Origin of the sequence: Kitasatospora sp. NPDC002227 (genome assembly GCF_040296285.1) — a bacterium.
Taxonomy (GTDB): Bacteria; Actinomycetota; Actinomycetes; order Streptomycetales; family Streptomycetaceae; genus Kitasatospora.
On record NZ_JBEOWY010000004.1, the window covers coordinates 30635 to 55345 of the forward strand.

Annotated in this window: 19 protein-coding genes, 1 tRNA gene, 1 pseudogene and 1 riboswitch; of the genes and pseudogenes, 17 read left to right on the forward strand and 4 right to left on the reverse strand. The window is 72.9% G+C overall.

The annotated features are described in order from the left end of the window. The first annotated feature begins 474 nt into the window (after positions 1-474). A complete protein-coding gene (locus ABT095_RS05080; RefSeq protein ID WP_104816345.1) occupies positions 475-756 on the forward strand; it encodes an HU family DNA-binding protein in 282 nt (93 codons plus the stop codon). An 89-nt stretch (positions 757-845) separates the two neighbouring features. On the opposite strand, the gene murA is transcribed toward ABT095_RS05080, so the two are convergent. Beyond that, positions 846-2198 carry a UDP-N-acetylglucosamine 1-carboxyvinyltransferase gene (murA, locus tag ABT095_RS05085; protein WP_350527890.1) on the reverse strand — a complete coding sequence of 451 codons (1353 nt, stop codon included), beginning with the start codon at positions 2196-2198 and terminating at the stop codon, positions 846-848. Between the two features lie 269 nt (positions 2199-2467). Between murA and ABT095_RS05090 the strand changes: the two genes are divergently transcribed. From ABT095_RS05090 to ABT095_RS05130, 10 genes and pseudogenes are all read left to right on the forward strand, one after another. Then, positions 2468-3037, forward strand: coding sequence for a YqgE/AlgH family protein (locus ABT095_RS05090; protein ID WP_350527891.1), 570 nt, complete (start codon positions 2468-2470; stop codon positions 3035-3037). 70 nt (positions 3038-3107) lie between these two features. After that, on the forward strand, positions 3108-3380 hold the full coding sequence (locus tag ABT095_RS05095; RefSeq protein ID WP_350527892.1) for a DUF3039 domain-containing protein: 273 nt from the start codon (positions 3108-3110) through the stop codon (positions 3378-3380). A gap of 61 nt (positions 3381-3441) precedes the next feature. Further along, positions 3442-5046, forward strand: a complete 1605-nt coding sequence (locus ABT095_RS05100) for a beta-N-acetylhexosaminidase (protein WP_350527893.1) — start codon at positions 3442-3444, stop codon at positions 5044-5046. A 293-nt stretch (positions 5047-5339) separates the two neighbouring features. After that, positions 5340-6209, forward strand: coding sequence for an FAD binding domain-containing protein (locus ABT095_RS05105; protein ID WP_350528060.1), 870 nt, complete (start codon positions 5340-5342; stop codon positions 6207-6209). 74 nt (positions 6210-6283) lie between these two features. Then, positions 6284-7130 (forward strand): annotated as a pseudogene (locus ABT095_RS38830) ((2Fe-2S)-binding protein); the annotation flags it as partial. Then, entirely contained in the window at positions 7127-7459 is a 333-nt protein-coding gene (locus ABT095_RS38835) for a hypothetical protein (protein ID WP_502884818.1), read from the forward strand. The pseudogene ABT095_RS38830 and the gene ABT095_RS38835, both read left to right, overlap by 4 nt. Then, positions 7456-9780: a xanthine dehydrogenase family protein molybdopterin-binding subunit gene (locus ABT095_RS05115; protein WP_350527894.1), complete on the forward strand. Its 2325-nt coding sequence runs from the start codon at positions 7456-7458 to the stop codon at positions 9778-9780. Before ABT095_RS38835 ends, ABT095_RS05115 begins: the two co-directional genes overlap by 4 nt. A gap of 187 nt (positions 9781-9967) precedes the next feature. Next, complete coding sequence (locus ABT095_RS05120; protein WP_350527895.1) at positions 9968-11335, forward strand: S8 family serine peptidase; 1368 nt, start codon at positions 9968-9970, stop codon at positions 11333-11335. Between the two features lie 143 nt (positions 11336-11478). After that, positions 11479-11814, forward strand: a complete 336-nt coding sequence (locus tag ABT095_RS05125) for a DUF2563 family protein (protein WP_350527896.1) — start codon at positions 11479-11481, stop codon at positions 11812-11814. 1 nt (position 11815) lies between these two features. After that, positions 11816-13318, forward strand: a complete 1503-nt coding sequence (locus ABT095_RS05130) for a WXG100 family type VII secretion target (RefSeq protein ID WP_350527897.1) — start codon at positions 11816-11818, stop codon at positions 13316-13318. Between the two features lie 124 nt (positions 13319-13442). Here ABT095_RS05130 and ABT095_RS05135 read toward each other — a convergent pair. After that, positions 13443-13517, reverse strand: a tRNA-Cys gene (locus ABT095_RS05135). A 211-nt stretch (positions 13518-13728) separates the two neighbouring features. Further along, a riboswitch (guanidine-III (ykkC-III) riboswitch) is annotated at positions 13729-13794 on the forward strand. 61 nt (positions 13795-13855) lie between these two features. Between ABT095_RS05135 and ABT095_RS05140 the strand changes: the two genes are divergently transcribed. Both ABT095_RS05140 and ABT095_RS05145 read left to right on the forward strand, forming a co-directional pair. Further along, positions 13856-14170 (forward strand): DMT family transporter, encoded by a 315-nt coding sequence (locus ABT095_RS05140; protein ID WP_350527898.1) that lies wholly within the window; start codon positions 13856-13858, stop codon positions 14168-14170. A 90-nt stretch (positions 14171-14260) separates the two neighbouring features. Continuing rightward, the gene (locus tag ABT095_RS05145; protein WP_350527899.1) at positions 14261-15685 is read left to right on the forward strand and encodes an MFS transporter; all 1425 of its coding nucleotides are present in this window, start codon (positions 14261-14263) and stop codon (positions 15683-15685) included. Here the strand turns inward: ABT095_RS05145 and ABT095_RS05150 are convergent. Next, entirely contained in the window at positions 15669-16949 is a 1281-nt protein-coding gene (locus tag ABT095_RS05150; RefSeq protein WP_350527900.1) for a polysaccharide deacetylase family protein, read from the reverse strand. The genes ABT095_RS05145 and ABT095_RS05150 overlap by 17 nt on opposite strands. Before the next feature lie 248 nt (positions 16950-17197). Here ABT095_RS05150 and ABT095_RS05155 point away from each other — a divergent pair, with 248 nt between their 5' ends. From ABT095_RS05155 to ABT095_RS05170, 4 genes are read left to right on the forward strand one after another with little or no spacing between them, the layout of a single operon-like run. After that, positions 17198-19702, forward strand: coding sequence for a phosphatidylglycerol lysyltransferase domain-containing protein (locus ABT095_RS05155; protein ID WP_350527901.1), 2505 nt, complete (start codon positions 17198-17200; stop codon positions 19700-19702). Between the two features lie 42 nt (positions 19703-19744). Then, positions 19745-20377 carry a class F sortase gene (locus ABT095_RS05160; RefSeq protein ID WP_350527902.1) on the forward strand — a complete coding sequence of 211 codons (633 nt, stop codon included), beginning with the start codon at positions 19745-19747 and terminating at the stop codon, positions 20375-20377. Between the two features lie 21 nt (positions 20378-20398). After that, a complete protein-coding gene (locus tag ABT095_RS05165) occupies positions 20399-21718 on the forward strand; it encodes an alpha/beta hydrolase (RefSeq protein ID WP_350527903.1) in 1320 nt (439 codons plus the stop codon). Next, a complete protein-coding gene (locus ABT095_RS05170) occupies positions 21715-24222 on the forward strand; it encodes a phosphatidylglycerol lysyltransferase domain-containing protein (protein WP_350527904.1) in 2508 nt (835 codons plus the stop codon). Before ABT095_RS05165 ends, ABT095_RS05170 begins: the two co-directional genes overlap by 4 nt. Here the strand turns inward: ABT095_RS05170 and ABT095_RS05175 are convergent, their stop codons facing one another. After that, positions 24223-24648: an SsgA family sporulation/cell division regulator gene (locus tag ABT095_RS05175; RefSeq protein WP_350527905.1), complete on the reverse strand. Its 426-nt coding sequence runs from the start codon at positions 24646-24648 to the stop codon at positions 24223-24225. Positions 24649-24711: the final 63 nt, after the last annotated feature.

Consider the following 24711-nt stretch of genomic DNA (forward strand, 5'->3'; position numbering starts at 1 on the left):
TCGCGGATCGCTCGTCTGACCGACTGACACCCCCGTCGGGTGTGACACGCCCCTTCCCCTTGCGACACAAGGGGAAGGGGCGTGTTTGGGCTTGTCGGTGCCAGGGCGTACGGTAGCCCTGAACGGGGTGGGCGTGTCCGACAAGTACGGAACGTCCCTCTCGGCTTCTCGGCATGTCCTCCCGACAGCCACCCGCTCCGGGACGCCGGAGCCGACGGGGTGTCAGCACCCAGTCCGGCGGGCGCTGTTCGGGTCGGCCGGCCAAGGCCCGATTGGCTTTCTCAGTGCCGGTCGGGGCAGGATTCGTACCCAGGCAGTGCGGTTTGAGGCGCTTCGGGGTGCAAGCCCGGACCCTGACCAACCCTCGCCTGAACGAGCAACAGTGTGCGGACCAGCGGCCCAGCCGGGTGCCCCCGGAGGGACGACCGATGGGGCCCCCGCACGCCGCAACGCGAACAGACCACAGGAGTACACATGAACCGCAGTGAGCTGGTGGCCGCTCTGTCCGAGCGCGCCGAGGTGACCCGCAAGGACGCCGACGCCGTTCTGGCTGCCTTCGCCGAGGTCGTCGGCGAGGTCGTCGCCAAGGGCGACGAGAAGGTCACCATCCCCGGTTTCCTGACCTTCGAGCGCACCCACCGTGCCGCCCGCACCGCCCGCAACCCGCAGACCGGTGACCCGATCCAGATCCCGGCCGGCTACAGCGCCAAGGTCAGCGCGGGCTCGAAGCTCAAGGAAGCCGCCAAGGGCAAGTAAGGCCCAGGCTCTTCTTCACGGAGCTCTGACAGACGGCTGAGGCCGGTCCCCCCGAGCGGGGGACCGGCCTCAGCCGTCTGTCGTGGCCGTTACGCGGGGACGAGCTCGCCGGTCGGCTCCTCGCTGGGCAGCTCGACGTGGGCGCCCAGGTCGCGCAGCTTCTCCATGAAGTTCTCGTAGCCGCGGTTGATCAGCGAGATGCCGTGCACCGTCGAGGTGCCCTCGGCGGCCAGCGCGGCGATCAGGTACGAGAAGCCGCCCCGCAGGTCCGGGATGACCAGCTCGGCGCCCATCAGCTTGGACGGGCCGGAGACCACGGCCGAGTGCAGGAAGTTGCGGCGGCCGAAGCGGCACGGGGTGGCGCCCAGGCACTCGCGGTACAGCTGGATGTGCGCACCCATCTGGTTGAGCGCCGAGGTGAAGCCGAGCCGGGACTCGTACACCGTCTCGTGGACGATGGACAGCCCGCTGGCCTGGGTCAGCGCGACCACCAGCGGCTGCTGCCAGTCGGTCTGGAAGCCCGGGTGCACGTCCGTCTCCAGGGCGATCGCCTTGAGCTCGCCGCCCGGGTGCCAGAAGCGGATGCCCTCGTCATCCACCTCGAAGGCGCCGCCGACCTTCCGGAAGGTGTTGAGGAAGGTCATCATCTCCAGCTGGCGGGCGCCGCGGACGTAGATGTCGCCCTTGGTGGCCAGCGCCGCACACGCCCAGGAGGCCGCCTCCAGGCGGTCCGGGAGGGCCTTGTGGTTGTAGCCGCCGAGCTCGTCCACCCCGGTGATCAGGATGGTGCGGTCGGTGCCCATCGAGATGATCGCGCCCATCTTCTGCAGCACGCAGATCAGGTCGACGATCTCCGGCTCGATGGCCGCGTTGGTCAGCTCGGTGACACCCTCGGCCAGCACGGCGGTCAGCAGCACCTGCTCGGTGGCACCCACCGAGGGGTAGGGCAGCTCGATCTTGGTGCCGCGCAGGCGCTGCTGGGCCACCAGGTAGGTGCCCTGCGGGTGCTTCTCGATGGTCGCGCCGAACTGGCGCAGCACCTCGAAGTGGAAGTCGACCGGGCGGCCGCCGATGTCGCAGCCGCCCAGGCCCGGGATGAAGGCGTGGCCGAGGCGGTGCAGCAGCGGGCCGCAGAACAGGATCGGGATCCGCGAGGAGCCCGCGTGCGCGTCGATGTCGGCGACGTTGGCGCTCTCCACGTGCGAGGGGTCGAGGATCAGCTCGCCGTCCTCATCGCCGGTGCGCACGGTCACACCGTGCAGCTGCAGCAGGCCGCGGACGACCTTGACGTCGCGGATGTCCGGGACGTTGCGCAGTCTGCTGGGGCCCGTGCCGAGCAGGGCCGCGACCATGGCCTTGGGGACCAGGTTCTTCGCACCGCGGACGCGGATCTCGCCTTCGAGCGGGTTTCCGCCGTGGACCAGCAGGACGTCGTCGGTCATCGTTCTCGCAATCCGGGATGCCAGGGGGAAGGGCCGGGGATCGGGCAGGTGCGCGGCTGGGCACGGTCGGCCAGGACCGGATCGAAGGCGCACCACCACCTGTAGATGGTAATGGCCGGGCGATTGGTTCCTTTGCGCCCTAATGGTGATCGTGCTCTCTCCTCGGGCGCGCCGTCCGTCCGGTACGGCCGTCCGGGTGAGGGTACGGCCGGGGTGCGGGTTTCGTGTTGGGGGCGGCCGACCGGCCCGGGTTAAGGGATTATGGCGGCATGACCTCGGCCTCCTCCCACACCGGCCGGCTCCTCGTCGCGACTCCCGTGCTGACCGACCCGAACTTCGCCCGGGCGGTGGTGCTGCTGCTCGACCACGACGCGCAGGGGGCGCTCGGCGTGGTGCTCAACCGGCCGACCCCGGTGGAGGTCGAGCGGGTGCTCGACGGCTGGGCGGCGCTGGCCGGCCGCCCCTCGGTGGTCTTCCAGGGCGGGCCGGTCGGTCTTGACTCCGCGCTCGCGGTGGCCGTGGTGCCGGGCGAGCCCGGGCAGGCCGAGCCGCTGGGCTGGCGGCGGGTGCACGGCGCGATCGGGCTGGTCGACCTGGAGGCGCCGCCGGAGGTGCTGGCGGGGGAGCTGGGGGGCCTGCGGGTCTTCGCCGGGTACGCGGGCTGGTCGCCCGGCCAGCTGGAGGCCGAGATCGCCGAGGGCGCCTGGTACCTGGTGGACTGCGAGCCCGGCGACGTCTTCGACCCGCAGCCGGAGCGGCTGTGGCGCACGGTGCTGCGCCGCCAGCGCGGGCCGCTCGCCCTGCTCGCCACGTACCCGGACGACCCGACGCTCAACTGACCTGCCGAACTGACAGCGCTGTTCGTCGGTGCTGGCCCGGTCCTGAGCGGCGCCCATAGACTTGGCACCCATGAGCACTCTTGAGCCCGATCGCGGCCTCGGCACCGGCACCCTGGTCGAGCCCGTCCCCCAGACCTCGCACGGGGACGGCGACCACGAGCGCTTCGCGCACTACGTCCAGAAGGACAAGATCATGGAGAGCGCGCTCTCCGGCACCCCGGTGGTCGCGCTCTGCGGCAAGGTCTGGGTGCCCGGGCGCGACCCGAAGAAGTACCCGGTCTGCCCGATGTGCAAGGAGATCTTCGACGGCATCGAGCAGCCGGACGGCGACGACAAGAAGTAGTCCGCCCGGGCTGCGTGCATTGGTCTATGCCAATCGCGGGTGAGCGGGGCAGGATGTCCGCATGGACCTCCTCCCCGCTCCGCTCGCCGTGCAGTACGCCGAGGGTGAGGCGCTTCCCCTCGGCCCCGACACCACGCTGACCGCCGGGCCCGGCGCCGAGGCGGTGGCCGGCTGGCTGCGCGGTGCGCTCGGCGCCGCCACCGGCCTGCCGCTGCTGCCGGGCCCGCCGGGCGGCCCCGGCATCGAGCTGGCGCTGGACGCGGCGCTGGCCCCCGAGGAGTACCGGCTGACCGTCCGGGGCGGCCGGGCGGAGGTGGCGGGCGGCTCGGCCGCCGGGGTGTTCTGGGGCGCCCAGACGCTGCGCCAGCTGCTCGGCCCCGAGGCCCTGCGCCGCGCGCCGCTGCGCCGGGAGGGCTGGCAGCTGCCCGGTTGCACCGTCACCGACGCGCCGCGGTTCGGCTGGCGCGGCGCCCTGCTCGACGTCTGCCGGCACTTCCTGCCCAAGGCGGACGTGCTGCGCTTCGTCGACCTGCTGGCCGCGCACAAGCTCAACGTCCTGCACCTGCACCTCAACGACGACCAGGGCTGGCGGATCGAGATCCGCCGCCACCCCCGGCTCACCGAGGTGGGCTCCTGGCGGGAGCGGTCGATGGTGGGGTTCCGCAGCGCGGACCGCCGCGACGACCGGCCGCACGGCGGCTACTACACCCAGGACGACCTGCGCGAGATCGTCGCGTACGCCGCCGAGCGGCAGATCACCGTACTGCCCGAGATCGACCTGCCCGGCCACGCCCAGGCCGCCATCGCCGCCTACCCCGAGCTCGGCAACACCGACGTGGTGGACACCGCCGCGCTCGGCGTCTGGACCGACTGGGGGGTCAGCCCCAACGTGCTCAACCCCTCCGAGGCCACCCTGCGGTTCTTCGAGGGGGTGCTGGAGGAGGTCCTGGAGCTGTTCCCCTCGCCCTTCGTGCACATCGGCGGCGACGAGTGCCCCAAGGACCAGTGGAAGGCCAGCCCGTACGCCCAGGCCCGGATCGCCGAGCTGGGGCTGCGCGACGAGGACGAGTTGCAGAGCTGGTTGATCCGGCACTTCGACCGCTGGCTGGCCGAGCGGGGCCGGCGCCTGATCGGCTGGGACGAGATCCTGGAGGGGGGTCTCGCACCGGGCGCCGCCGTCTCCTCCTGGCGCGGCTACGAGGGCGGCATCGCCGCCGCCGAGGCCGGGCACGACGTGGTGATGTGCCCCGAGCAGCACGTCTACCTCGACCACCGGCAGTCCTCGGACGATGACGAGCCGATCCCGGTCGGCTGGGTGCGCACCCTGGAGGACGTCTACCGCTTCGAGCCGGTGCCGCCGCAGCTGGCCGGGACGCCGGCGGCCGCTCACGTGATCGGCACCCAGGCCAACGTCTGGACCGAGTTCATGGACGACGCCCGCGACGTGGACTACCGGGTCTTCCCCCGGCTCGCCGCCTTCGCCGAAGTCGCCTGGTCCGACCTCCCGCGCGACCCGGCCGCCCGCGACTGGGCGGGCTTCGAGGCCCGGACGGCCACCCACTACCGGCGCCTGGACGCGCTCGGCGTCGAGTACCGCCACCCGGACGGGCCGCGCCCCTGGCAGCGGCGCCCCGGCGTGGCCGGCCGCCCGGTGCCGGAGCTCTGATCGCCGAAACGCTGATCACCGGAACTCTGATCCGGAGCCGAGCGTCAAGAACTGGTGAACATCTGGTTCCGTATCGACCGCGCGGAGGCGGAAGGCGCCCGGTTTCGTCCGGGATTCTTCCCACCTGCAGGTGACCCCGGAGTTGATCTCCGCACATTGTGTGCCACAGTTGCCCAACCCGCACCGATCGCCCGTACCCTACGGGCCAGGCCGTTCGGTCCAGCGGGTCGGGCGGGTACGGGGCAGGCGAAGAGCAAGTGGAGCGCGGTGGGATCCTGGTGAACCGGACGATCATGCTGCCGTCCTCGCTGGAGGAGGCCGTCGAGGCGCTCGCCGCCACGCCCGGAGCGGTGCCCGTGGCCGGGGCCACCGACCTGATGGAGGCCGTCAACGCCGGCCGCCTGCGCCCCGGCGCCCTGCTCGGCCTCGGCCGGATCAACGAACTGCGCGGCTGGCGCTACGAGGACGGCGGCACCGCCGTCCTCGGCGCCGGGCTCACCCACGCCCGGATGGACCGCCCGGACTTCGCCGCGCTCATCCCCGCCCTCGCCGACGCCGCCCGCACCGCGGGACCGCCGCAGGTGCGCAACGTCGGCACCCTCGGCGGCAACATCGCCACCGCCGCCCCCACCGGCGACACCCTCCCGGTGCTCGCCGCCCTGGAGGCCACCGCCACCCTCGCCGCCCGCGGCAGCACCCGCGAGGTGCCGGTCAGCCACCTGCTCACCGGCCTCGACCCGCTGCGCCCCGGCGAGCTGATCACCTGGATCCGGGTGCCGCTGCTGCACGCCCCGCAGGTCTACCTCAAGGCCACCGGCCGCAGCGGCCCGGCCCGCGCCACCGCCTCCGTCGCCCTGGTGCTCGACCCCGCCCGGCGCGCCGTGCGCTGCGCCGTCGGCGCCGTCGCCCCCGTACCGCTGCGGCCGCTGGAGGCCGAGGCCTGGGTCGCCGGGTGCATCGACTGGGACGCCCGCGGCGAGGACGGCGCCACCCTGATCGACCCGGCGGCGGCCGCCGCCTTCGGCGAGTACGTCGCCGCCGCCTGCCTCCCCGAGCCCCCGCCCGAGCTGGGCCCGGACGAGGGGCGGGCTGCGGCCGCCGCCAGGCTGCGGCGTACCGTATCGGTGCTGGCGCGACGGGCTCTGGGAAGGGCGCTGAAGTGACGACGGAATCGATCGGCTTCGGCCACGTCGACCTCGGGTCGGACCCGCTGGGCGGATTCGGCACCCCTGAGGCGCGGCCGTGCGCCTCGTACACCCTGCGGGTCAACGGCGTCGAGCGGCCGGTGACGGACGCCTGGATCGGCGAGAGCCTGCTCTACGTGCTGCGCGAGCGGCTCGGCCTCGCCGGGGCCAAGGACGGCTGCGAGCAGGGCGAGTGCGGGGCCTGCTCGGTGCAGGTGGACGGCCAGCTGGTGGCCGGCTGCCTGGTGCCCGCCGCGCTGGCCAGCGACAGCGAGATCGCCACCGTCGAGGGGCTCTCCGCGCACGGCACCGCGAGCGACGTCCAGCAGGCGCTGGCCGACTCGGGCGCCGTGCAGTGCGGCTACTGCACCCCCGGCCTCGCGATGGCCGTGCACGACCTGCTGCAGCGCAACCACCGGCCCACCGAGGTCGAGGCCCGGCAGGCGCTGTGCGGCAACCTCTGCCGCTGCACCGGCTACCGCGGCGTGCTGGCCGCCGTCCGGACCGTCGCCGACAGCCGGGCCCTGGAGGACGAGCCGTCGGTCGAGCCCGAGCCGGACGCGCTGGCCGCGCCCGAGCAGGCGGCCGTGCCCGCGCAGGCGGCCGCGGACCTGCCGCTGGCCGGCGAGCTGCCGCTGTACGCCGACTCCGAGCTCTGGGTCGAGGCCGAGGTGCCGCCCGCCGAGGCACCGCACCCCGCCCAGCCCACCGCGGCCGGGACGGGCGTCGGCGTCGACTACACCGCCGCCGCCCCCGAGCCCGCGGCCGCCCCGCCCTACCCCGCCGCACCGCCCGCCGTGGGCGGCTACAGCGACGGTGTCTACGCCACCGGGCCGTACGGCGGCGCCTCCTACGACGCGGTCTACGAGACCGGGACCTTCGACGCCGGGGCCTTCATGACCGGCAGCTTCGACACCGGCGTCTTCGAGCCCGGCGCCTTCGAAGCGGCCGTCGCCGCCGCCGACGGCTACCGGGCCCCCTTCCCGCCCGGCCACGAGGCGGGCTTCGAACCCGGCCAGGAGGCCACCCCGGCCCACGGCACCGCCCACGACGGCGGCCACCACGGCACCCCCGCCCACGGCACCCCGTACGTGCCCACCCCCGCCCACGGGACGGAGTACCCGGGGTACCCGGCCGGTCACGGCTTCCCGGTCGGCCACGACTACGCCCAGCCTTCGGGCCCTTCGGCCACTTCGGCTCCTTCGGCCTCTGAGGACGACCAAGCATGACCTCGCCCACCGACCTCGCCCCGGCCCCGGCAGCCGAGGAGGCGCCGGACGCCGAACCGTACGGCCTCGGCAGCCGCGCCCCGCGCAGCGACGCGCTCCCCAAGGCGCTCGGCATCTACCCCTACGCCGCCGACCTCTGGGCCGAGGGCCTGCTCTGGGGCGCCGTGCTGCGCTCCCCGCACCCGCACGCCCGGATCGTCTCGGTCGACCTCTCCGCCGCGCTCGCCGTCCCCGGCGTGCACGCCGTGATCACCGCCGACGACCTGCCGCCGGGCGCGGACGGACTGCCCGACGGCGCCCCGCGCGGCCCGCTGGTCGCGGACCGCCCGATCCTGGCCGCCGGCATCGTCCGCCACCAGGGCGAACCCGTCGCCGCCGTCGCCGCCGACCACCCCGACACCGCCCGGCTGGCCGCCGCCGCCATCCTGGTCGAGTACGAGCTGCTCGAGCCTGTTGTCGATCCCGAGCAGTCCTTCAGCGCCCCGCCGCTGCACCCCGACGGCAACCTGCTGCGCCACATCCCGCTGCGCACCGGCGACCCCGAGGTGGTCGGCGAGATCATCGTCGAGGGCCTCTACCAGGTCGGCCGCCAGGACCCGGCCCCGATCGGCGCCGAGGCCGGCCTCGCCGTGCCCCGCCCCGACGGCGGCGTCGAGCTCCACCTCTCCTCCACCGACCCGCACGGCGACCGCGACCGCACCGCCGCCTGCCTCGGCCTGGAGCCCGACCGGGTCCGGCTGGTCGTCACCGGCGTACCCGGCGCCACCAGCGACCGCGAGGACCTCTCCTTCCAGGTCACCCTCGCCCTGCTCGCGCTGCGCACCGGCCGCCCGGTGAAGATGACCCTCACCCGCGAGGAGTCCTTCCAGGCCCACACCTCCCGCCACCCGGCCCTGCTGCGCTACCGTCACCACGCCGACGCCGAGGGCCGGTTGGTCAAGGTCGAGGCTCAGATCCTGCTGGACGGCGGCGCCTACGCCGACGTCTCCGCCGAGGCCCTGGCCGCCGCCACCGCCTTCTCGGTCGGCCCGTACGTGTGCCCCAACGTCTTCGTGGACGCCTGGGCCGTCCGCACCAACAACCCGCCGGCCGGCCGGATGCGCGGCGAGGGCGCCCTGCAGAGCTGCTTCGCGTACGAGTCCCAGCTCGACCAGCTGGCCGCCCGGCTGGGGGTCGACCCGCTCGAGATCCGGCGCCGCAACGCGATGGCGACGGGGGATCCGATGCCCACCGGACAGGCCGTCACCTGCCCGGCGCCGGTCGCCGCGTTGATCGACGCCCTCGGCGAGGTGCCCCTGCCCGCCCTGCCGGTGGACTCGCCCGAGGGCGAGTGGCTGCTCCCCGGCGGCCCGGGCGGCGCCGGGGACCCGGCCGCCGTGCGGCGCGGCATCGGCTACGCGCTCGGCATGGTGCACATGCTGGGCGCCGAGGGCGAGGACGAGGTCTCCACGGCGACCGTGCGGGTCAGCGGCGACCACGCCACCGTCATCTGCGCCGCCGTCGACGCCGGGCAGGGCTTCGCCACCTTGGCGCGGCAGATCGTGCAGTCCGTGCTCGGCGTCACCGAGGTGTACATCGCCCCGGTGGACAGCGACCAGTCGGAGGCCGGGCCCGCCGCGCGGGGGCGGCACACCTGGGTCTCGGGCGGCGCCGTGGAGCGGGCCGCGCTGATGGTGCGCCACCAGCTGCTGCAGCCGATCGCCGCCAACTTCGGCATGTCGGTCGAACTGCTCTCGATCGCGGACGGCAAGATCACTTCGTACGACGGCGTGCTGGGCATGCCGGTGAGCGAGGCCCTGGAGGGCAAGGAACTCTGGGCCACCGCCCAGTGCCGCCCGCACCCCACCGAGCCCCTGGACGAGAACGGCCAGGGCGACGCCTTCGTCTCGGTCGCCTTCTGCGCGATGCGGGCCGTCGTGGACGTCGACATCGAGCTGGGCGCGGTCCGGGTCGTCGACGTGACGGTGGCGCAGGACGTGGGCCGGGCACTCAACCCGCGTCAGATCGAGGAGCGGATCGAGGCCGGCGTCGCCCAGGGCGTGGGCCTGGCCCTGCTGGAGGACCTGCGGACGGAGGGCGGGCGCTTCCTCAACCCGTCCCTGACGGGCTACCGCCTGCCGACCGCCCTGGACACGCCCGAGGTGCGGGTCGCCGCCCTGCTGGAGGAGCGGGATGTGGTCGCGACCTTCGGCGCGAAGGCCGTGAGCGCCGTCCCGGCCGTGGTGGCCCCGGCGGCGGTGGCTGCGGCGGTACGGGCCGCCACCGGACTGCCGGTCGGCCGACTGCCGATCCTGCCGGAGGACGCCACCGTCCCTGCGTGACCTCTTCACAGAAACCCGTTCGAACCTCAAGGGAGCCTCAACTCCCGGGTGTGGAAGCCGTGTGCGAGTCCGGGGCGCGTCCCCGCACCGCAGTGATGGGCGATACGATCGCACCGGGACCGCTCCGTTGACCGGAGCCGGTCACGGGGAGCGGATCGGACAGGCTATGACGGGTGACGGGGTAGGGATGACGCTGACCAGGTTCGTGCGTGCGCTCGGTGCCACGGCGCTCGTCGGGGGTCTGCTGGTGGCCGGGGTGCCGGCTGCTTCGGCGGATCAGGTGCGGGACGCGCAGTGGGTGATCAATTACTTCCACATGGAGCAGGTCTGGCAGATCAGCAAGGGTGACGGGGTGATCGTCGCTGTCATCGACAGCGGGGTCAATGGGACGCAGGCGGACCTGGCCGGATCAGTGTTGCCGGGGTACGACCCGAGCGGTCAGGGGCTGGACAGCCACCCGACTGATCGGCACGGGACGACCATGGCGGGGCACATCGTCGGGCACGGCCACGGCGACGGCGCGGGAGTCGTCGGCTTGGCGCCTGGGGCGAAGGTTCTGCCGATCTACAAGTCCACTGCTGCGAACACTGATGCGGTGCCTGAGGACATCCACTGGGCTGTGGAGCATGGCGCCAAGGTGATCAACATGTCCGTCGGTGGCACTATGAGCAATCCGAGGATCGGCGATGCCCTTTCCTACGCGGCGCAGCACGATGTGCTTGTGGTGGCTTCGACGGGGAACAGTGGCACCTCGCTGGAGAGTCCCGCTCGAGAGCCCGGCCTGTTGGCGGTCGGCGCGACGGACAAGAACAATGTCATTTGGCGTAACTCCAACTTCGGCCCGCAGGTCATGCTGGCAGCTCCGGGAGTTGGCATTGTTGGTGTTGGTCCGTGCGACGGCAGTCAATACTGCATGGCTGACGGAACCTCGGATTCCACCGCATTCGTCTCTGCCACGGCTGCCTTGGTTCGGGCAAAGTTCCCGAACCTCACGGCTGGACAGGTTGCCAACCGCCTGGTGAAGTCTGCGCTTGTTCCGGCCTCGCTGAAGGGTGCCAAGCTGCCTGACGCGCACTACGGTTACGGCATCGTGCGGCCATACGAAGCGCTGACGATGGACATCCCGGCTGGGTCCGCACAGGGTCCTCTTGCCAAGCCCAGTGGTGCAGCGGCTGATTCTCCGTCTGCTGCTGCCACGCCTGGTGGTGCAGTCCCTTCAGGCCCCACCTCGAGCAACCCCGTCCCGCCGTCGTCGGTGGCGACGGACAGTAAGACCAGCGGCTTGATGATTGGGGCTGGGATCGGCCTTGCCGTTCTGGTCGTCCTGGTGATCGTGATCCTCGTGGTGGCACGACGTAAGAAGACGCCGCCCCCCGCGCCGCCGATGCCGTACGGCGGCCAGCCCGGCTGGCAGCCTCAGCAGCCGCAGTACCCCGGGCAGTACCAGCAGCCGTACCCGAACCAGCAGTACGGGAACCAGCCTCCGCCGCAGGGCTACCCGCCCCAGCAGCCGTACCAGAACCCTTACGGTCAGAGCGGTAACGATCAGCGCTGAGGGTGTGTCAGCACCGCTCGCCCAAGCGCTACGATCGAATGCTCTGATTGCCAGCTGACGCCCGCTCACCCGGGCCGCCAGCGCCACCCGCCGGAGCCAGCACCAGACGGGGAAGTTTCGACACTCCAGGGGGAGAGAGCCGTATGTCAGACGGATACCAGGTCAACACCGACGAGTTGGAGGCGGTCGTCAAACGACTGCGAACCCTCCAGCAGAACATCGGCCAGACCGCAGACAAGTCGAAGTACAACACCGTCGCCAGCCAGGGTGACTTCGGTGGCGACTTCGCCGAGGCCCGCACCTTGTTCGAGGCCCACGACAACATGAAGCGGTTCCTGGACGACACCTGCCTCAAGCTGAACCAGCTCATCGGCGACTTCGGCGACAAGACGCACACCGTCACCACCTCGTACCAGGACCTCGAGGAGCAGGGCCGGGCCAACATGTACCGGCAGCAGCCGAACGGGAGGGCCGTCTGACATGGCCGCCGAGAACACCGAGTTCGAGCAGTACAACCTGAACCACCTCAAGGGCATGGTCGGCAGCTCCAACCATGGCCGGCTCACCGAGATCGCCGATCACTGGAAGGCTGTTCACGAGGAGCTCCAGGCGGCGGCCGAGGACCTGAAGGGCGCTGTCGCCCACGCCATGCAGAACTGGCAGGGTGCCTCGGCGGAGGGCTTCTCCAGTCGCGCCCAGGACATCCACGTCAGCATGCTCAACACCTCCGCCCACGCGCAGAACACCTCCTCCGCGATGGCCTACGCGGGGAAGGCGCTGGAGCAGACCAAGTCGGCGATGGACCAGATCCACGACCCGAGCACCCTCTCCAGCGGCTGGAAGCTCGTCTCTGACGGTTTCGACCGCTCTGACGCTCAGTTCAAGGCCGACCTGGCGGCGGGCATGCCTCGGCTGCAGGCGCTGGAGAAGAACAAGGACCAGCTCTCCGCCGGCGAGGTCGCGCACCAGAACGCGATCGCTGTCATGGAGAACCTCTCCCCGCAGTACGTCGAAGCAGCGAAGCTGATGGACCCGCCAGGGACAGGCGGAGACGACGTGGGCAAGGGCTTCCCTCCGGCTCCCGACAACCCGCCGATCAGCGAGCCGCCCAGTCCGCCCACCCCGGTGCACAACCCGCACATCCAGCCGGTCGTCCCGCCCGGTGGCGGGACGCCTCCGGGGGGCGGGAATCCGCCGGTCGTGGGGCCGCCGATCCTTACGCCGCCGCCGATCGGGCAGCCGCATCCGCCCGTCACGCACCCGATCGGGCACCCGCCGATCGGGACGCCGGTGCAGCCGCCGTTCAATCCGGTGCAGCCGCCGATCGGGGTGCAGCCGCCGCCGACGCTGGGGATTGACGGGGTGACTCCGCCGGTGACGTCGCCCGGGCCGATCGGTGGGCTCGGGGGCGGTGGTGGCCTCGGGGGTGGTGGTCTTGACCTCGGTGGTGGCGCTGGTGGCGGCCTCGGGGGCCTCGGGGGTGGTGGCGGCCTCGGTGGGGGTGGCCTCGGCCTCGGGGGGATGCCCGGTGGCGGGCTGTCCGGGCTCGGTGCCGGTGGTGGTACCGGTGGGGCCGGTGCTGGTGGCCGGGTCGGCGGTGCGGCCGGTGCGGCCGGGGCCGGTGGCGCTGGTGCGGGTGCGGGCAAGACCGGTGCGACCGGTGCCGGCGGGATGCACGCCCCCGGTGGCATGGGCGGCGGTGCCGGTGGTGCCAAGGGCGCCGGCGGCAAGAGCAGCGGTCTGACCAAGCGGGCGGGCGGCACGGTCGGTGGCGCCAAGGGCGGCACGGGCCGGGGTTCGTTCACCCAGGGCGGCTCGGGCCTCGGCAAGGGCCGCAACGGTGCCAACGGTCAGCACGGCATGGCCGGCGGCCACGGCGCGGCGAACAAGAAGAAGGGGACGAAGGGCAACCGCCCGGACTACCTGGTCGAGGACGAGGACACCTGGCGTACCGGCGGGGCCAACCCGCCGGTGATCGAGTAGCCAGAAGAGCAGAAAGGCCTGGCCGCCTCGCGCAAGCGAGGCGGCCAGGCCTTTTTTGATGACCGACAGAAGGAAAAGGGAATGCCGAATTCCCGACCGGCGCAGGTCGGGAATTCGACATGAATGGAGGCCATGACGGGAATCGAACCCGTGTAAACCGTTTTGCAGACGGTTCCCTAAACCACTCGGGCACACGGCCGGGCAGGGGGAGTGCGGCGGGGGCGTCAGCCGCGACAACAGCGAGCGGGGGTGGGACAGCTGCGGCGTGCGATGCGGGCCGTCGTCGTGCTGTTCATGTTCCACCTCTTCCGTCTCTCGCTGTTCCGGTGAATTCATCATAGGCGAATCACCACCGGGCCCGTCAATGTTCTTTCATGAATTCTGTGTTTCACGGTGTGCTACGGTCGGAGACAGGTGGCCGGATCAGGCCATCTCCGGACGAGCGCGTCGTACCCGGCACGACAAGACGGCGCAGTGGGATCCCGGTAGTGGCGGCAGCAGGCGGTCACACCGGTCGCTGCTGCGGAGGTTGTCGTCATGGCCTGGGTCGTGCTCGTGGTCGCCGGTCTGCTGGAGACGGTGTGGGCGGTCGCGCTGGAGTCGTCCAAGGGGTTCTCGCGGCTGGTGCCGAGCCTGGTGTTCGCGGTGGCGCTGGTGCTGAGCATGGGCGGGCTGGCGTACGCCATGAAGAGCATCCCGCTGGGGACGGGCTACGCGGTGTGGGTCGGGATCGGTGCGATCGGTACGGCGGTCTACGGGATGGCGGCGATGGGGGACGCCGTGACGACGGCCCGGATCGCCTGCCTGCTGCTGATCGTCTCGGGCGTGGTGGGCCTCAAGGCGCTGCACTGAGCGAGGAACAGGACCAGGACCTGCGGGGTAGGGCAGGATCAGCCCGCAGGTCAGGAGTCATAGAAGCGGTCGGGACTTACCATGAGAGGCATGTCCACAGCCTCCCCCACCTCGGTCGACCGTCCCGCCACCCCTGGCATACCCGAGGAGGGGGGCGTGCTCAGCGGTCCGTACCGGGCGCTGACGCTCGGGATCGTCTCGGTGGTGCTGCTGCTGGCCTTCGAGGCCACGGCGGTGAACACGGCGATGCCGGTGGCGGCCCGGCAGCTGGACGGGTTCGGGCTGTACGCCTTCGCGTTCTCGGGGTACTTCACCAGCACGCTGTTCGCGCTGGTGGTGTCGGGGCAGTGGTGCGACCGGCGCGGGCCGATGGCGCCGCTGTTCAGCGGGATCGCGGTGTTCGGGGCCGGGCTGGTGGTGGCCGGCACGGCGGTGAACATGTGGCTGTTCGTGGCCGGGCGGGCGATCCAGGGGCTCGGCGGCGGGCTGGTGATCGTGGCGCTGTACGTGGTGGTCGGGCGGGCCTTCCCCGAGCGGCTGCGGCCGTCGGTGTTCGCGGCCTTCTCGGCGGCCTGGGTGCTGCCCTCGATCCTCGGGCCGGTGATCTCCGGCGCCGTGACCCAGCACCTCGGCTGGCGCTGGGTCTTCCTCGCCGTTCCGGTGCTGATCCTGCTGCCGCTGGCCGTGATGGGCCCGGCGCTGCGCCGGGCGGAGAAGAAGCAGCCGAGCGGGCTGGGCGCGGAGATCGACCGGCGGCGCACCGCCCGCGCGGCGATGGCGGCGCTCGGTGCGGGGCTGCTGCAGTACGCCGGTCAGCGGCTGGACCTGCTCGCGGTCGTGCCCGCGGCCGCCGGGGCGGCGCTGCTGTTCCCGGCCGTGGTGAAGCTGCTGCCGCCCGGCACACTGCGGGCGGCGCGCGGGCTGCCGACGGTGATCCTGTTGCGCGGGGTGGCGGCCGGGGCGTTCTTCGCGGCCGAGGCGTTCATCCCGCTGATGATGGTGACCCAGCGCGGGCTCTCGCCGACGATGGCCGGGCTGACGCTGACCAGCGGCGGGCTCTCCTGGGCGCTGGGCTCCTGGCTGCAGGGCCGCCCGGGGGCGGAGAAGCACCGGGAGGCGCTGATCCGGCTGGGCTTCGTGCTGACGGCGGTGGCGATCGCCGGGGCGGCGCTGGTGCTGGTGCCGGGTGCTCCGGTCTGGGTGGCCGCGGTGTTCTGGGCGGTCGGCGGGATCGGGATGGGGCTCGCGGTGGCGAGCATCTCGGTGCTGATGATGAAGCTCTCCGCGCCCGAGGACGCCGGGGCCAACTCGGCCTCGCTGCAGATGAGCGACGCGCTGGGCAACGTGCTGCTGATCGGCCTGGCGGGCGTGCTGTTCGCCGCGCTCGGCGGCGGCTCGGCGGCCGCCGCCGCGGGCGGTGGGGCGGTGCCCGCGGCGGCGTTCGCGGTGATCTTCATGGTGATGACGGGCGTGGCGCTGGCCGGGGCGGTGCTCGCGGTCAGGACGAAGCCTTAGGAGCCGGAGCAACCGCAGGAGCACCCAGGAAGGTCTCCCACCCGCCGGTGGGGGCCTCGCCCGGGTTGAGGGTCTGCAGCTTGCGCAGCACCGCCGGGTCCTGCGCCTCCAGCCACTGGACCAGCTGGCGGAAGGAGACCAGCCGGACGTCGGGGTGGGAGGCGATGGTGGTGAGCGCGGCCTCGACGGCGTTCATGTAGATGCCGTTGTTCCACTGCTCGAAGTGGTTGCCGATGTAGTACGGCGCCCGGTTGGAGTTGTACGCCCGGTCGAAGCCGGCCAGCAGGGAGTCGCGGGCCTGGGTCTGCCAGGCGCCGTGCATGCCAGGGTCGCCCTTGGTGTTGTTGCCGGACTGGTTGTACATGATGTTGTAGTCCATCGAGAGCACCTGGAAGCTGTGCCCGGGGAAGGGGATGGACTGCAGCGGGAAGTCCCACAGGGCGCCGCCCTGGAACTTCTGCGGCCAGACCTGCAGCCCGCCCGGGCCGCTGCTGTCGTACTTCCAGCCGCGCGCGGCCGCCGTCGGGAGCAGCCCGCGCTGGCCCTCCAGGCAGGGGGTGCGGCCGCCGATCAGCTCCTTGCGGTAGTCGAAGGGCAGGGCGGGCAGGTCGGTGAAGCCGGTGTTGGTCTTCCAGTTCATGACGAAGCCCATGGCCTGCTCGATCTCGCTGTCCCACTCCTCGGGGGACCACCGGCCGCCGCCGTTGGCGCCGCAGAAGTGGCCGTTGAAGTGGGTGCCGATCTCGTGGCCCTCCAGCCAGGCGGCGCCGATCTGCTGCAGGGTGTCGTGGATGTGCTGGTCGCTCAGGTAGCCGATGTCGCTGGCGCCGATCTTGTGCTGCGGCGGGTGGTAGAGGTCCTTCTTGCCCTCGGGCAGGGTGTAGATGCCGCTGAGGAAGAAGGTCATCGAGGCCTTGTGGTCCTTGGCGAGCTGGCGGAACCGGGTGAAGAGCTTGTTGTCGAGCTCGCCCGCGCCGTCCCAGGAGAAGACCACGAACTGCGGCGGCCGCTCGCCCGCCTTGAGGGGTACGGCCTTCGGCTGGCCGGGCTGCGGGCCGGTGTCGGAGGTGGAGCCGTCGCCGATCAGGGTGGCGGGCGGCTTGGGGGCGGGGCTCGGGCTCGCCGGGTGGGCGGGTGGGGCGGCCGCGGCGCTGGGGGCCGCCTGCTCGCCCTCACTGCTCCTGGCCGAGCCGCAGCCGGCCGCGAGGGTGGCGGCGGTGGCGGCCCCGGCGGTGAGCAGAGTCCTGCGGGAGAGTGCGTCCATGGTCACGTCCACCTCTGGTCGTGCGGCCGACGGCCCACCGGCGGGCCGCTCATCAGATGAATTACCGAGGATGAGTTACCGAGCATGGCACGGAGTTGACGAACAGTCCGGCTGGACGGGCCCGGATGTTCGACCGAGTACCGGGACGCGCCGCACGCACCGCCGATCGGAGTAGCGGCGCTCCCGTGCCGGTGGATCTTGCTGAGGTAGCGTCGGTGCCCAGAGTCCGTCCCGAGGAGTGACCGGCGATGTGGCAGGCAGTCCTTGACGCGTACCGGGAGCGGATCGCCGACACCGGGCGGCAGCCGCTGTTCCTGCTGCTGGTCGGGCTGATCGGGGCGTTCCTGTTCATCCGGTTCAGCGTCCGGATGATCCGCCGGGGCACCAGCTGGTGGCCCGGCAACGTCACGCCCGGCGGCCTGCACATCCACCACGTGGTCTTCGGGCAGGTGCTGATGCTGCTCGGCGGGGTGGGAGCCTTCGCCGTCCGGGGGGACGGCGGGCCGCTGCGCGACTGGCTGGGGCTCGGCTTCGGGATCGGCGCCGGGCTGGTGCTCGACGAGTTCGCCCTGGTGCTGCACCTGGAGGACGTGTACTGGAAGGAGCAGGGCCGCAAGTCGGTGGACGCGGTGATCCTCACCGCCGCGCTGATCGCCCTGCTGCTGCTCGGCGAGCTGCCCTTCGGCGGCTTCCAGGGCGGCCTGACGGCGGGCCAGCTGACGGTGGCCGGCCTGGTGCTCGCGCTGGTGATGGTCTGCCTGGTCAAGGGCAAGCTCTGGACCGGCGTGCTCGGGGTGATGCTCTGGCCGCTGGCCGCCGTCGGCGCGATCCGCCTGGCCCGCCCGCGCAGCCCCTGGGCCCGCTGGCGCTACCGCTCCCGCCCCAAACGGCTGGCCCGGGCCGAGCGCCGGGAGGCCCGGATCCACCGCCGCCTGGTCGTGGCCAAGACGGCCGTCTACGACGCGATCGCCGGCACCCCCGACGTCTCCACCGTGCCGCCGCCCGAGCCGGAGGTCTGGGAGCCGTACGTCCCGCCCCCGCTGCCCGCCTGGCGTGGCCGGTGCGCCGGCGCCGCCGAGTGGTACCTGCGGATCGCCACGCTGCTCAACCTGGTGACCGGGCTGATCGAGCCGTTCCGCCAGGAGGTGCAGCGCAGGAACAGCGGGGAGTACTTCACCCCGGTCCTGGTGACCTCGGGCTTCACCGCCGCGCTGTTCACCGGCCTGCTCGCCGTGATGGTGCGTCGGCGCAAGCGGCCGGCCTGGATCGTCGCCACCGTGGTGACCGGCGGCTACGGTGCGCTCTTCCTGGCCGCCCTGCTCACCCTCCCGGAGGACAGGGCGCACCCCTTCAACTGGGTCTCCGCCGGCCTCACCCTGAGCCTGCTCGCCGCCCTGCTGCTCGGCCGCCCGGCCTTCCACGCCCGCGGCGGGCGCGGCAACGTCGTGCTGGGCCTGACCGTCCTGGTGGTCGGCGGTGCGGCGGTGGTGGCCTTCTGCGCGGCCCTGGTCCGGGCCACCCACGCCGGTTACGTGCCCGGCTGGGGCGACGCGGCGGAGTACGTCGGGCTCCGGCTGGTCACCCAGTCGGGCGTCATCGAGTACTCGGACCTGGACCTGCCCAGCTGGGTGGACCTGACGATCAACGGGCTCGGCGCCGCGCTGATGCTGATCACCCTGCGGGTCTTCTTCCGCTCGGTGCGGGCGGCCGAGCAGCAGAGCCCCGAGGACGAGCAGCGGCTGCGGGAGCTCCTGGCCCGGCACGGCGGCCGTGACTCGCTGGGGTACTTCGCGCTGCGCCGCGACAAGTCGGCGGTCTTCTCGCCGAGCGGCAAGGCGGCCGTGCTGCACCGGGTGGTGAACGGCGTCTCGCTGGCCTCGGGCGACCCGCTGGGCGATCCGGAGGCCTGGCCGCAGGCGATCGAGCGCTGGCGCGAGCAGGCCCGCCAGCACGGCTGGGTGCCGGCCGTCACCGGCGCGGGGGAGCGGGGCGGCCAGGCGTACCGGCGGGTCGGGCTGCGGGCCCTCGAGCTCGGCGGCGAAGCGGTGGTGGAGCCCGCCGGCTTCACCTTGGAGGGCCGTGCGATGCGCACCCTGCGGCAGACCCACCGCCGGGTCCACGAGGCCGGCTACCGCGCGGTGGCGCGCCGCCACCGGGACATCCCGGCGCAGGAGCTGGCCGAGCTGGCCACTCTCGCCGACGCCTGGCGGCACGGCCGCACCGAGCGCGGCTTCTCGATGGCGCTCGGCCGCCTGGGCGACCCGGCCGACGGCGACTGCCTGATGCTGGAGTGCCGGGACGAGCACGACCGCACCTGCGCGCTGCTCAGCTTCGTGCCCTGGGGCGCGCACGGCCTCTCGCTGGACCTGATGCGCCGTGACCGGGAGTCCGACAACGGCCTGGTGGAGTACCTGGTCACCGAGCTGCTGCTGCGGGCCGGGGCGGGCGAACTCGAGGTCGCCCGGGTCTCGCTGAACTTCGCGATGTTCCGGTACGTCTTCGAGCAGGGCGCCCGGATCGGGGCCGGCCCGGTGCTGCGGCTGCTGCGCTCGGTGCTGCGCTTCCTCTCCCGCTGGTGGCAGCTGGAGTCCCTCTACCGGGCCAACGCCAGGTACCAGCCGGTCTGGGAGCCGCGCTTCCTGCTGTACGAGAAGCCCTCCGAGCTGCCGGCCGTGGCGGTGGCGGGCGCCCTGGCCGAGGGCTTCCTGACCAGGCCTCACCTGCGCCGGGCCCGCCCGACCCGTTCGGGGTAGCCGGAGGTGCCGCTCCCCGTCGCGGTGGGTCTACTGACGTGAGTGGAGAGTGGGAAGCACCGGGCGGGCAGGAGCCTCTGGCCGGGGACGATCGCGGCCGGGGCCGCGCTGGTCGCCGGGGCCTGGCTGCTGAGCGGCGGCCGGCTGCCGCCGCTGCCCGGCGCGGACCAGGCGCTCGGCGCGGTCGGCTCGCAGGTCTACGCCCCGCCGCGGGATCGCGCGGTGCCGACCAGGATCCGGATCCCCCGGCTGGGCGTCGACGCCCCCGTCACCGGTCTCGGCCTCGACGCCGACGGCCGGCTGGAGCCGCCCGCCGACACCGACCGCAACCTGGCCGGCTGGTACCGCGGCGGGGTGACCCCCGGTCAGCGCGGCACCTCGGTGCTGGCCGGCCACGTCGACACCCGGGACGGGCCCGCCGTCTTCTACGGCCTCGGCAGCCTGCGCCGGGGCGACCAGCTGGAGGTGGCCGGGGCGGACCACGGCACCTCCTGGTTCGTGGTGGACGCGGTGGAGGTCTACCCGAAGAAGGACTTCCCGGACCAGAAGGTGTACGGCCCCGGGCGGGGCTCCCAGCTGCGGCTGATCACCTGCGGCGGGGGCTACAGCGCGCAGGAGGGCTACGACGGCAACGTCGTGGTCTTCGCCCACCTGGTGCGCGGCGTACCGGCCTGACGAGCTGTGGAGGAGACACCGATGAACCGGCAGCTCGCGGGGTGGAACCCGCTGGACTGGTCACTGACCGAGGGCGTGATCCCGACCCTCGTGCTGGTCCTCGGCTTCGCCGCCCTGCTGGCGCTGGCCGTCTCCCGCTCCCCGCGCTGGTGGCTGGTGCGGCTGCCGCTGGCCCTGCTGCTGACGGCCGTGCTGACCACCCTGCTGCAGTTCACCGTGGACGACTGGTGGCAGCCCTGGCCCGACGGGCTGCCGCACAAGGTGACCTTCTGGATCGGCCTGGGCATCCTCGGCCTGGTCCTGGCGGCCTTCCGGCTGCGGAGGCAGTCCTGGCGCCGCCGGGGCACCACCCTGCTGTGCGCGGCCCTGGTGCTGCTGATGTCCGCCTCGCAGGTGAACCGCTTCTACGACCAGTACCCGACCCTGCGGGTGCTGCTCGCCCCCTGGCTGGAGAAGACCGGCAAGCTGAGCACCGGCCGGGCCTCGGCCGTGGTGACCACGCCGCCGGGGAAGGTGCTCGCCGAGGTCTGGAAGAAGCCCGCGAACCTGCCCGCCAAGGGCACCGTCTCCACCTCGCCGATCCCCGGCGTGAAGTCCGGCTTCCAGGCCCGCGACGCGTACGTCTACCTGCCGCCCGCCTACCAAGCCGACCCCCGGCCGCTGCTGCCCGTCCTGGTCCTGATGGCCGGCCAGCCCGGCTCGCCCGCCGACTGGATCAACTCCGGCTCGCTGCCCGAGCAGCTGGACGCCTTCGCCGCCGCCCACCAGGGGCTGGCCCCGATCGTCGTGGTGGCCGACCAGACCGGCTCGATCTGGGGCAACAGCCTCTGCATGAACTCCAAGATCGCCCAGGCGCAGACCTATCTCGCCCAGGACGTACCCGACTGGATCACCGCCAACCTGCAGGCCGCCACCGGCCGCACCGCCCGCTCCATCGGCGGCCTCTCGCTCGGCGGCACCTGCTCGCTCCAGCTGGCCGTCAACGCACCCCAGGTCTACGGCTCCTTCCTGGACATCTCCGGCCAGGAGGAGCCCACCCTGGGCAGCCACGGCGAGACCGTGCAGGCGGCCTTCGGCGGCGACGAAGCGGCTTTCGACGCCGTCGACCCGCTGCACGTGATGGCCCGGCAGCGCTTCCCCGACACCGCCGCCGCCTTCGTGGTCGGCGCGAGTGACGGCGAGTACAAGCCGCAGGCCGAGAAGGTCTACGCCGCCGCCGTGAAGGCCGGGATGAAGGCGAAGTTCATGACCGTGCCCGGCGGCCACGACTGGAACACCTTCCGCGCCGGCCTCGGCGACAACCTGACCTGGCTCGCCCAGCAGACGGGAATTATCCGATGACCGAGCCCCTTCCCACCAGCCCCCGCCCCGAGCGGGGGTGGCTCCGCTGGGTGCGGGTGCTGAGGCCGCTGTGGACCCAGCTGCGGGCCGCCCCGCTGACCATCGCCTTCGTGGTGGTGCTGTGGGTGGTCGGCGGCGCCACCGGCAGCCTCGGTGCCGGGCCCTCGGTGCACCTGCTGGACCAGATCGGGGTCGGCATCCCCACCCTGCGGGAGGGCCACTGGTGGACGCCGGTCACCTCGGTGCTCTGGTGCTCCGGGATCGGCTCGTACCTCATCACCACGCTGCTGCTCCTGGTGTTCGGCCCGCTCGGCGAGCACCGGCTCGGCCGCCCGCTCACCGCCGGGGCCCTGCTGATCGGCCAGGTGCTCGGCACCCTGCTCGGCACCGCCGCCGTCCGGCTCGGCATCGCCGCCGACCTGGAGTGGACCGACCAGATCAAGGACCACATCGCGGTCGGGCCCACCGTCGGCGTCTTCGCCCTCGCCGCGGCCGTCGCCGCCCGGCTCAGCGTGCTCTGGCGGCGCCGGGTGCTGCTGCTGGTCGTGCTGGTGCCGCTGGTGATGCTGCTGTACGTCGGCCACCTGCAGTCCGTCTGCCGGGTGGGGGCCGTGGCCGTCGGGCTGGCGCTGGCCGCCTGGCCGCGGCGCGGGGAGCTGAAGGTGCCCCGGGCGGTCTCCTGGACCGAGACCCGGGTGCTGGTGGCCCTGTGCCTGGCCGCCACCGCGCTGGGGCCGCTGGTCGCCTCGCTGTACGCGGACGCGGCCGGGCCGTTCGCCAGTTTCAGCGACCTCTACTACTCGCACGTACCCACCGCCGACGAGGTCGGCGCCGCCTGCGAGGAGTCCGCCCGGGCCTGCGCCCGCGCGCACTCCGTCCACCGCTTCTTCCACTCGCCGGGCCTGCTGATGGCCGCCCTGGTGCCGGGGCTGCTGCTGGTGCTGGGCGAGGGGCTGCGGCGCGGGCTGCGGTTCGCCTGGCTGGTCACCGCCGTCACCGAGCTGGCCTGGATCGCGGTGCTCTGCTGGGTGCTGGTGCTCAACTACGACGACTTCGCCAACGACGGCGGCGCCCGCTACCTCCTCGAGCTGATCGGCGAGGCGCTGCTGCTGCCGGTGCTGATGCTCGCGCTGCTGCTCGCCACCCGGCGCCGCTTCGACCAGCGGCTGCCCCGGCGGGACCTGCGCCGCCTGGCCGCCGTGGTCGGCGCGGCGCTGGTGCTGAGCTGCGGCGCGTACGTCGGGATCGGCTGGCTGGTGCGGGACCAGTACGAGCCGGACGCCACGCTGGGGGCGCTGCTGCGCGGGCTGCCCTCCGAACTGCTGCCGCCCGCCTACAACGACCTGGTGCCGGACTACCCGATCGCGGCGGGCGGCACCGCGCAGTCGCTGGAGATCTACTGCGGGGTGGCCTTCTGGGCGGTCACCCTGGTCGCGCTGCTGCTGGCCTTCCGGCGGCCGGTGGTGCACGTCGAGGCCGAGGACACCGCCCGGGCCCGGGCGCTGCTCACCGAGCACGGCGGCTCGACGCTCTCCTTCCTGAGCACCTGGGACGGCAACCACTACTGGTTCGAGGAGAGCGGCCGGGCGGCGGTCGCGTACCGGGTGTTCGCCACCGTCGCGCTCACCACGGGTGACCCGTTCGGCGAGCCCGAGGCCCGGGACCGGGCGGTGGCGGGGTTCGCCCGGTACTGCGACGCGCGGGGCTGGACGCCCTGCTTCTACAGCGTCACCCCGCGGACGCTGGCCGCCGCCGAGGCGCTCGGCTGGCGCTCGCTGCAGGTGGCGGAGGACACCGTGGTGCCGCTGGCCGAGCTCGCCTTCACCGGCAAGAAGTGGCAGGACATCCGGACCTCGCTCAACAAGGCCGCCAAGCAGGGCATCACCGCCGAGTGGTGGAGCTACCCCGAGGCGCCGCTCGGGCTGCGCGACCAGGTCCGCTCGATCTCCGAGGAGTGGGTCGCCGACAAGGGGCTGCCCGAGATGGGCTTCACCCTCGGCGGGCTGGCCGAGCTGGAGGACCCGGCGGTGCGGGTGCTGGTCGCCGTGGACGCGGACCGGACGGTGCACGGGCTGACCAGCTGGATGCCGGTGTACGAGAACGGCGAGCCGGTCGGGTGGACGCTGGACTTCATGCGGCGGCGCAGCGACGGGTTCCGGGGCGTGATGGAGTTCCTGATCGCCTCGGCGGCGCTCGGCTTCCAGGAGGAGGGGGCGCGGTTCCTCAGCCTGTCGGGCGCCCCGCTGGCCCGGGCCGAGCGGGGCGGGACGGCGACGGCCCTGCAGCGGATGCTGGACTGGATGGGGAAGGTGCTCGAGCCCGTGTACGGGTTCCGGTCGCTGCTGGCCTTCAAGGCGAAGTTCCAGCCGGAGTACCGGCCGATGTACATGGCGTACCCGGACCCGGCGGCGCTCGGGAGCATCACCCGGGCGATCGGCAAGGCGTACCTGCCGCACATGACGCCCGGGCAGGGGGTCCGGCTGATGCGCAAGCTCTCGGCGTGATCAGGCATTGCCGAGCAGTTCGGCCAGGGCGCGGTCCGGGTCCAGGTGGTCGGTCTCGGTGCCCTCGGGGACGGCGACGTAGCTGTGCCAGAGGAAGCGCCGCAGGTCGGCCGCGGCGAACTGGAGGAGGGCGAGGCCCTCGGCGGCGCGGAGTTCGACCATGACGCGGCGGCCGAGGGTGGGGCGCAGGTGGACGTCGCCGAGGCCGGCCGGGGCGTCGAGGCCCTCGGCGAGCAGGTGGCGGGCGAAGACCCAGGTGATCTCGTCGCCCTCGGTCTCGGAGTCGAGGGAGTACTCGGTGGGGAAGAGCATCCGGACGGCCAGCGGGTCCTCGCTGCCGTAGCGCAGGGTGACCCGCAGCAGCGCCGAGCGCTGGGCGGAGAGGATCAGCCGGGCCTGGACGATCTGCTCGACAACCGTGGACATGCGTTCCTCCCGGGGGCGCGGACGCCCGGACGACGACTTCCCGCATCCGGTGCGCCGCCTGGG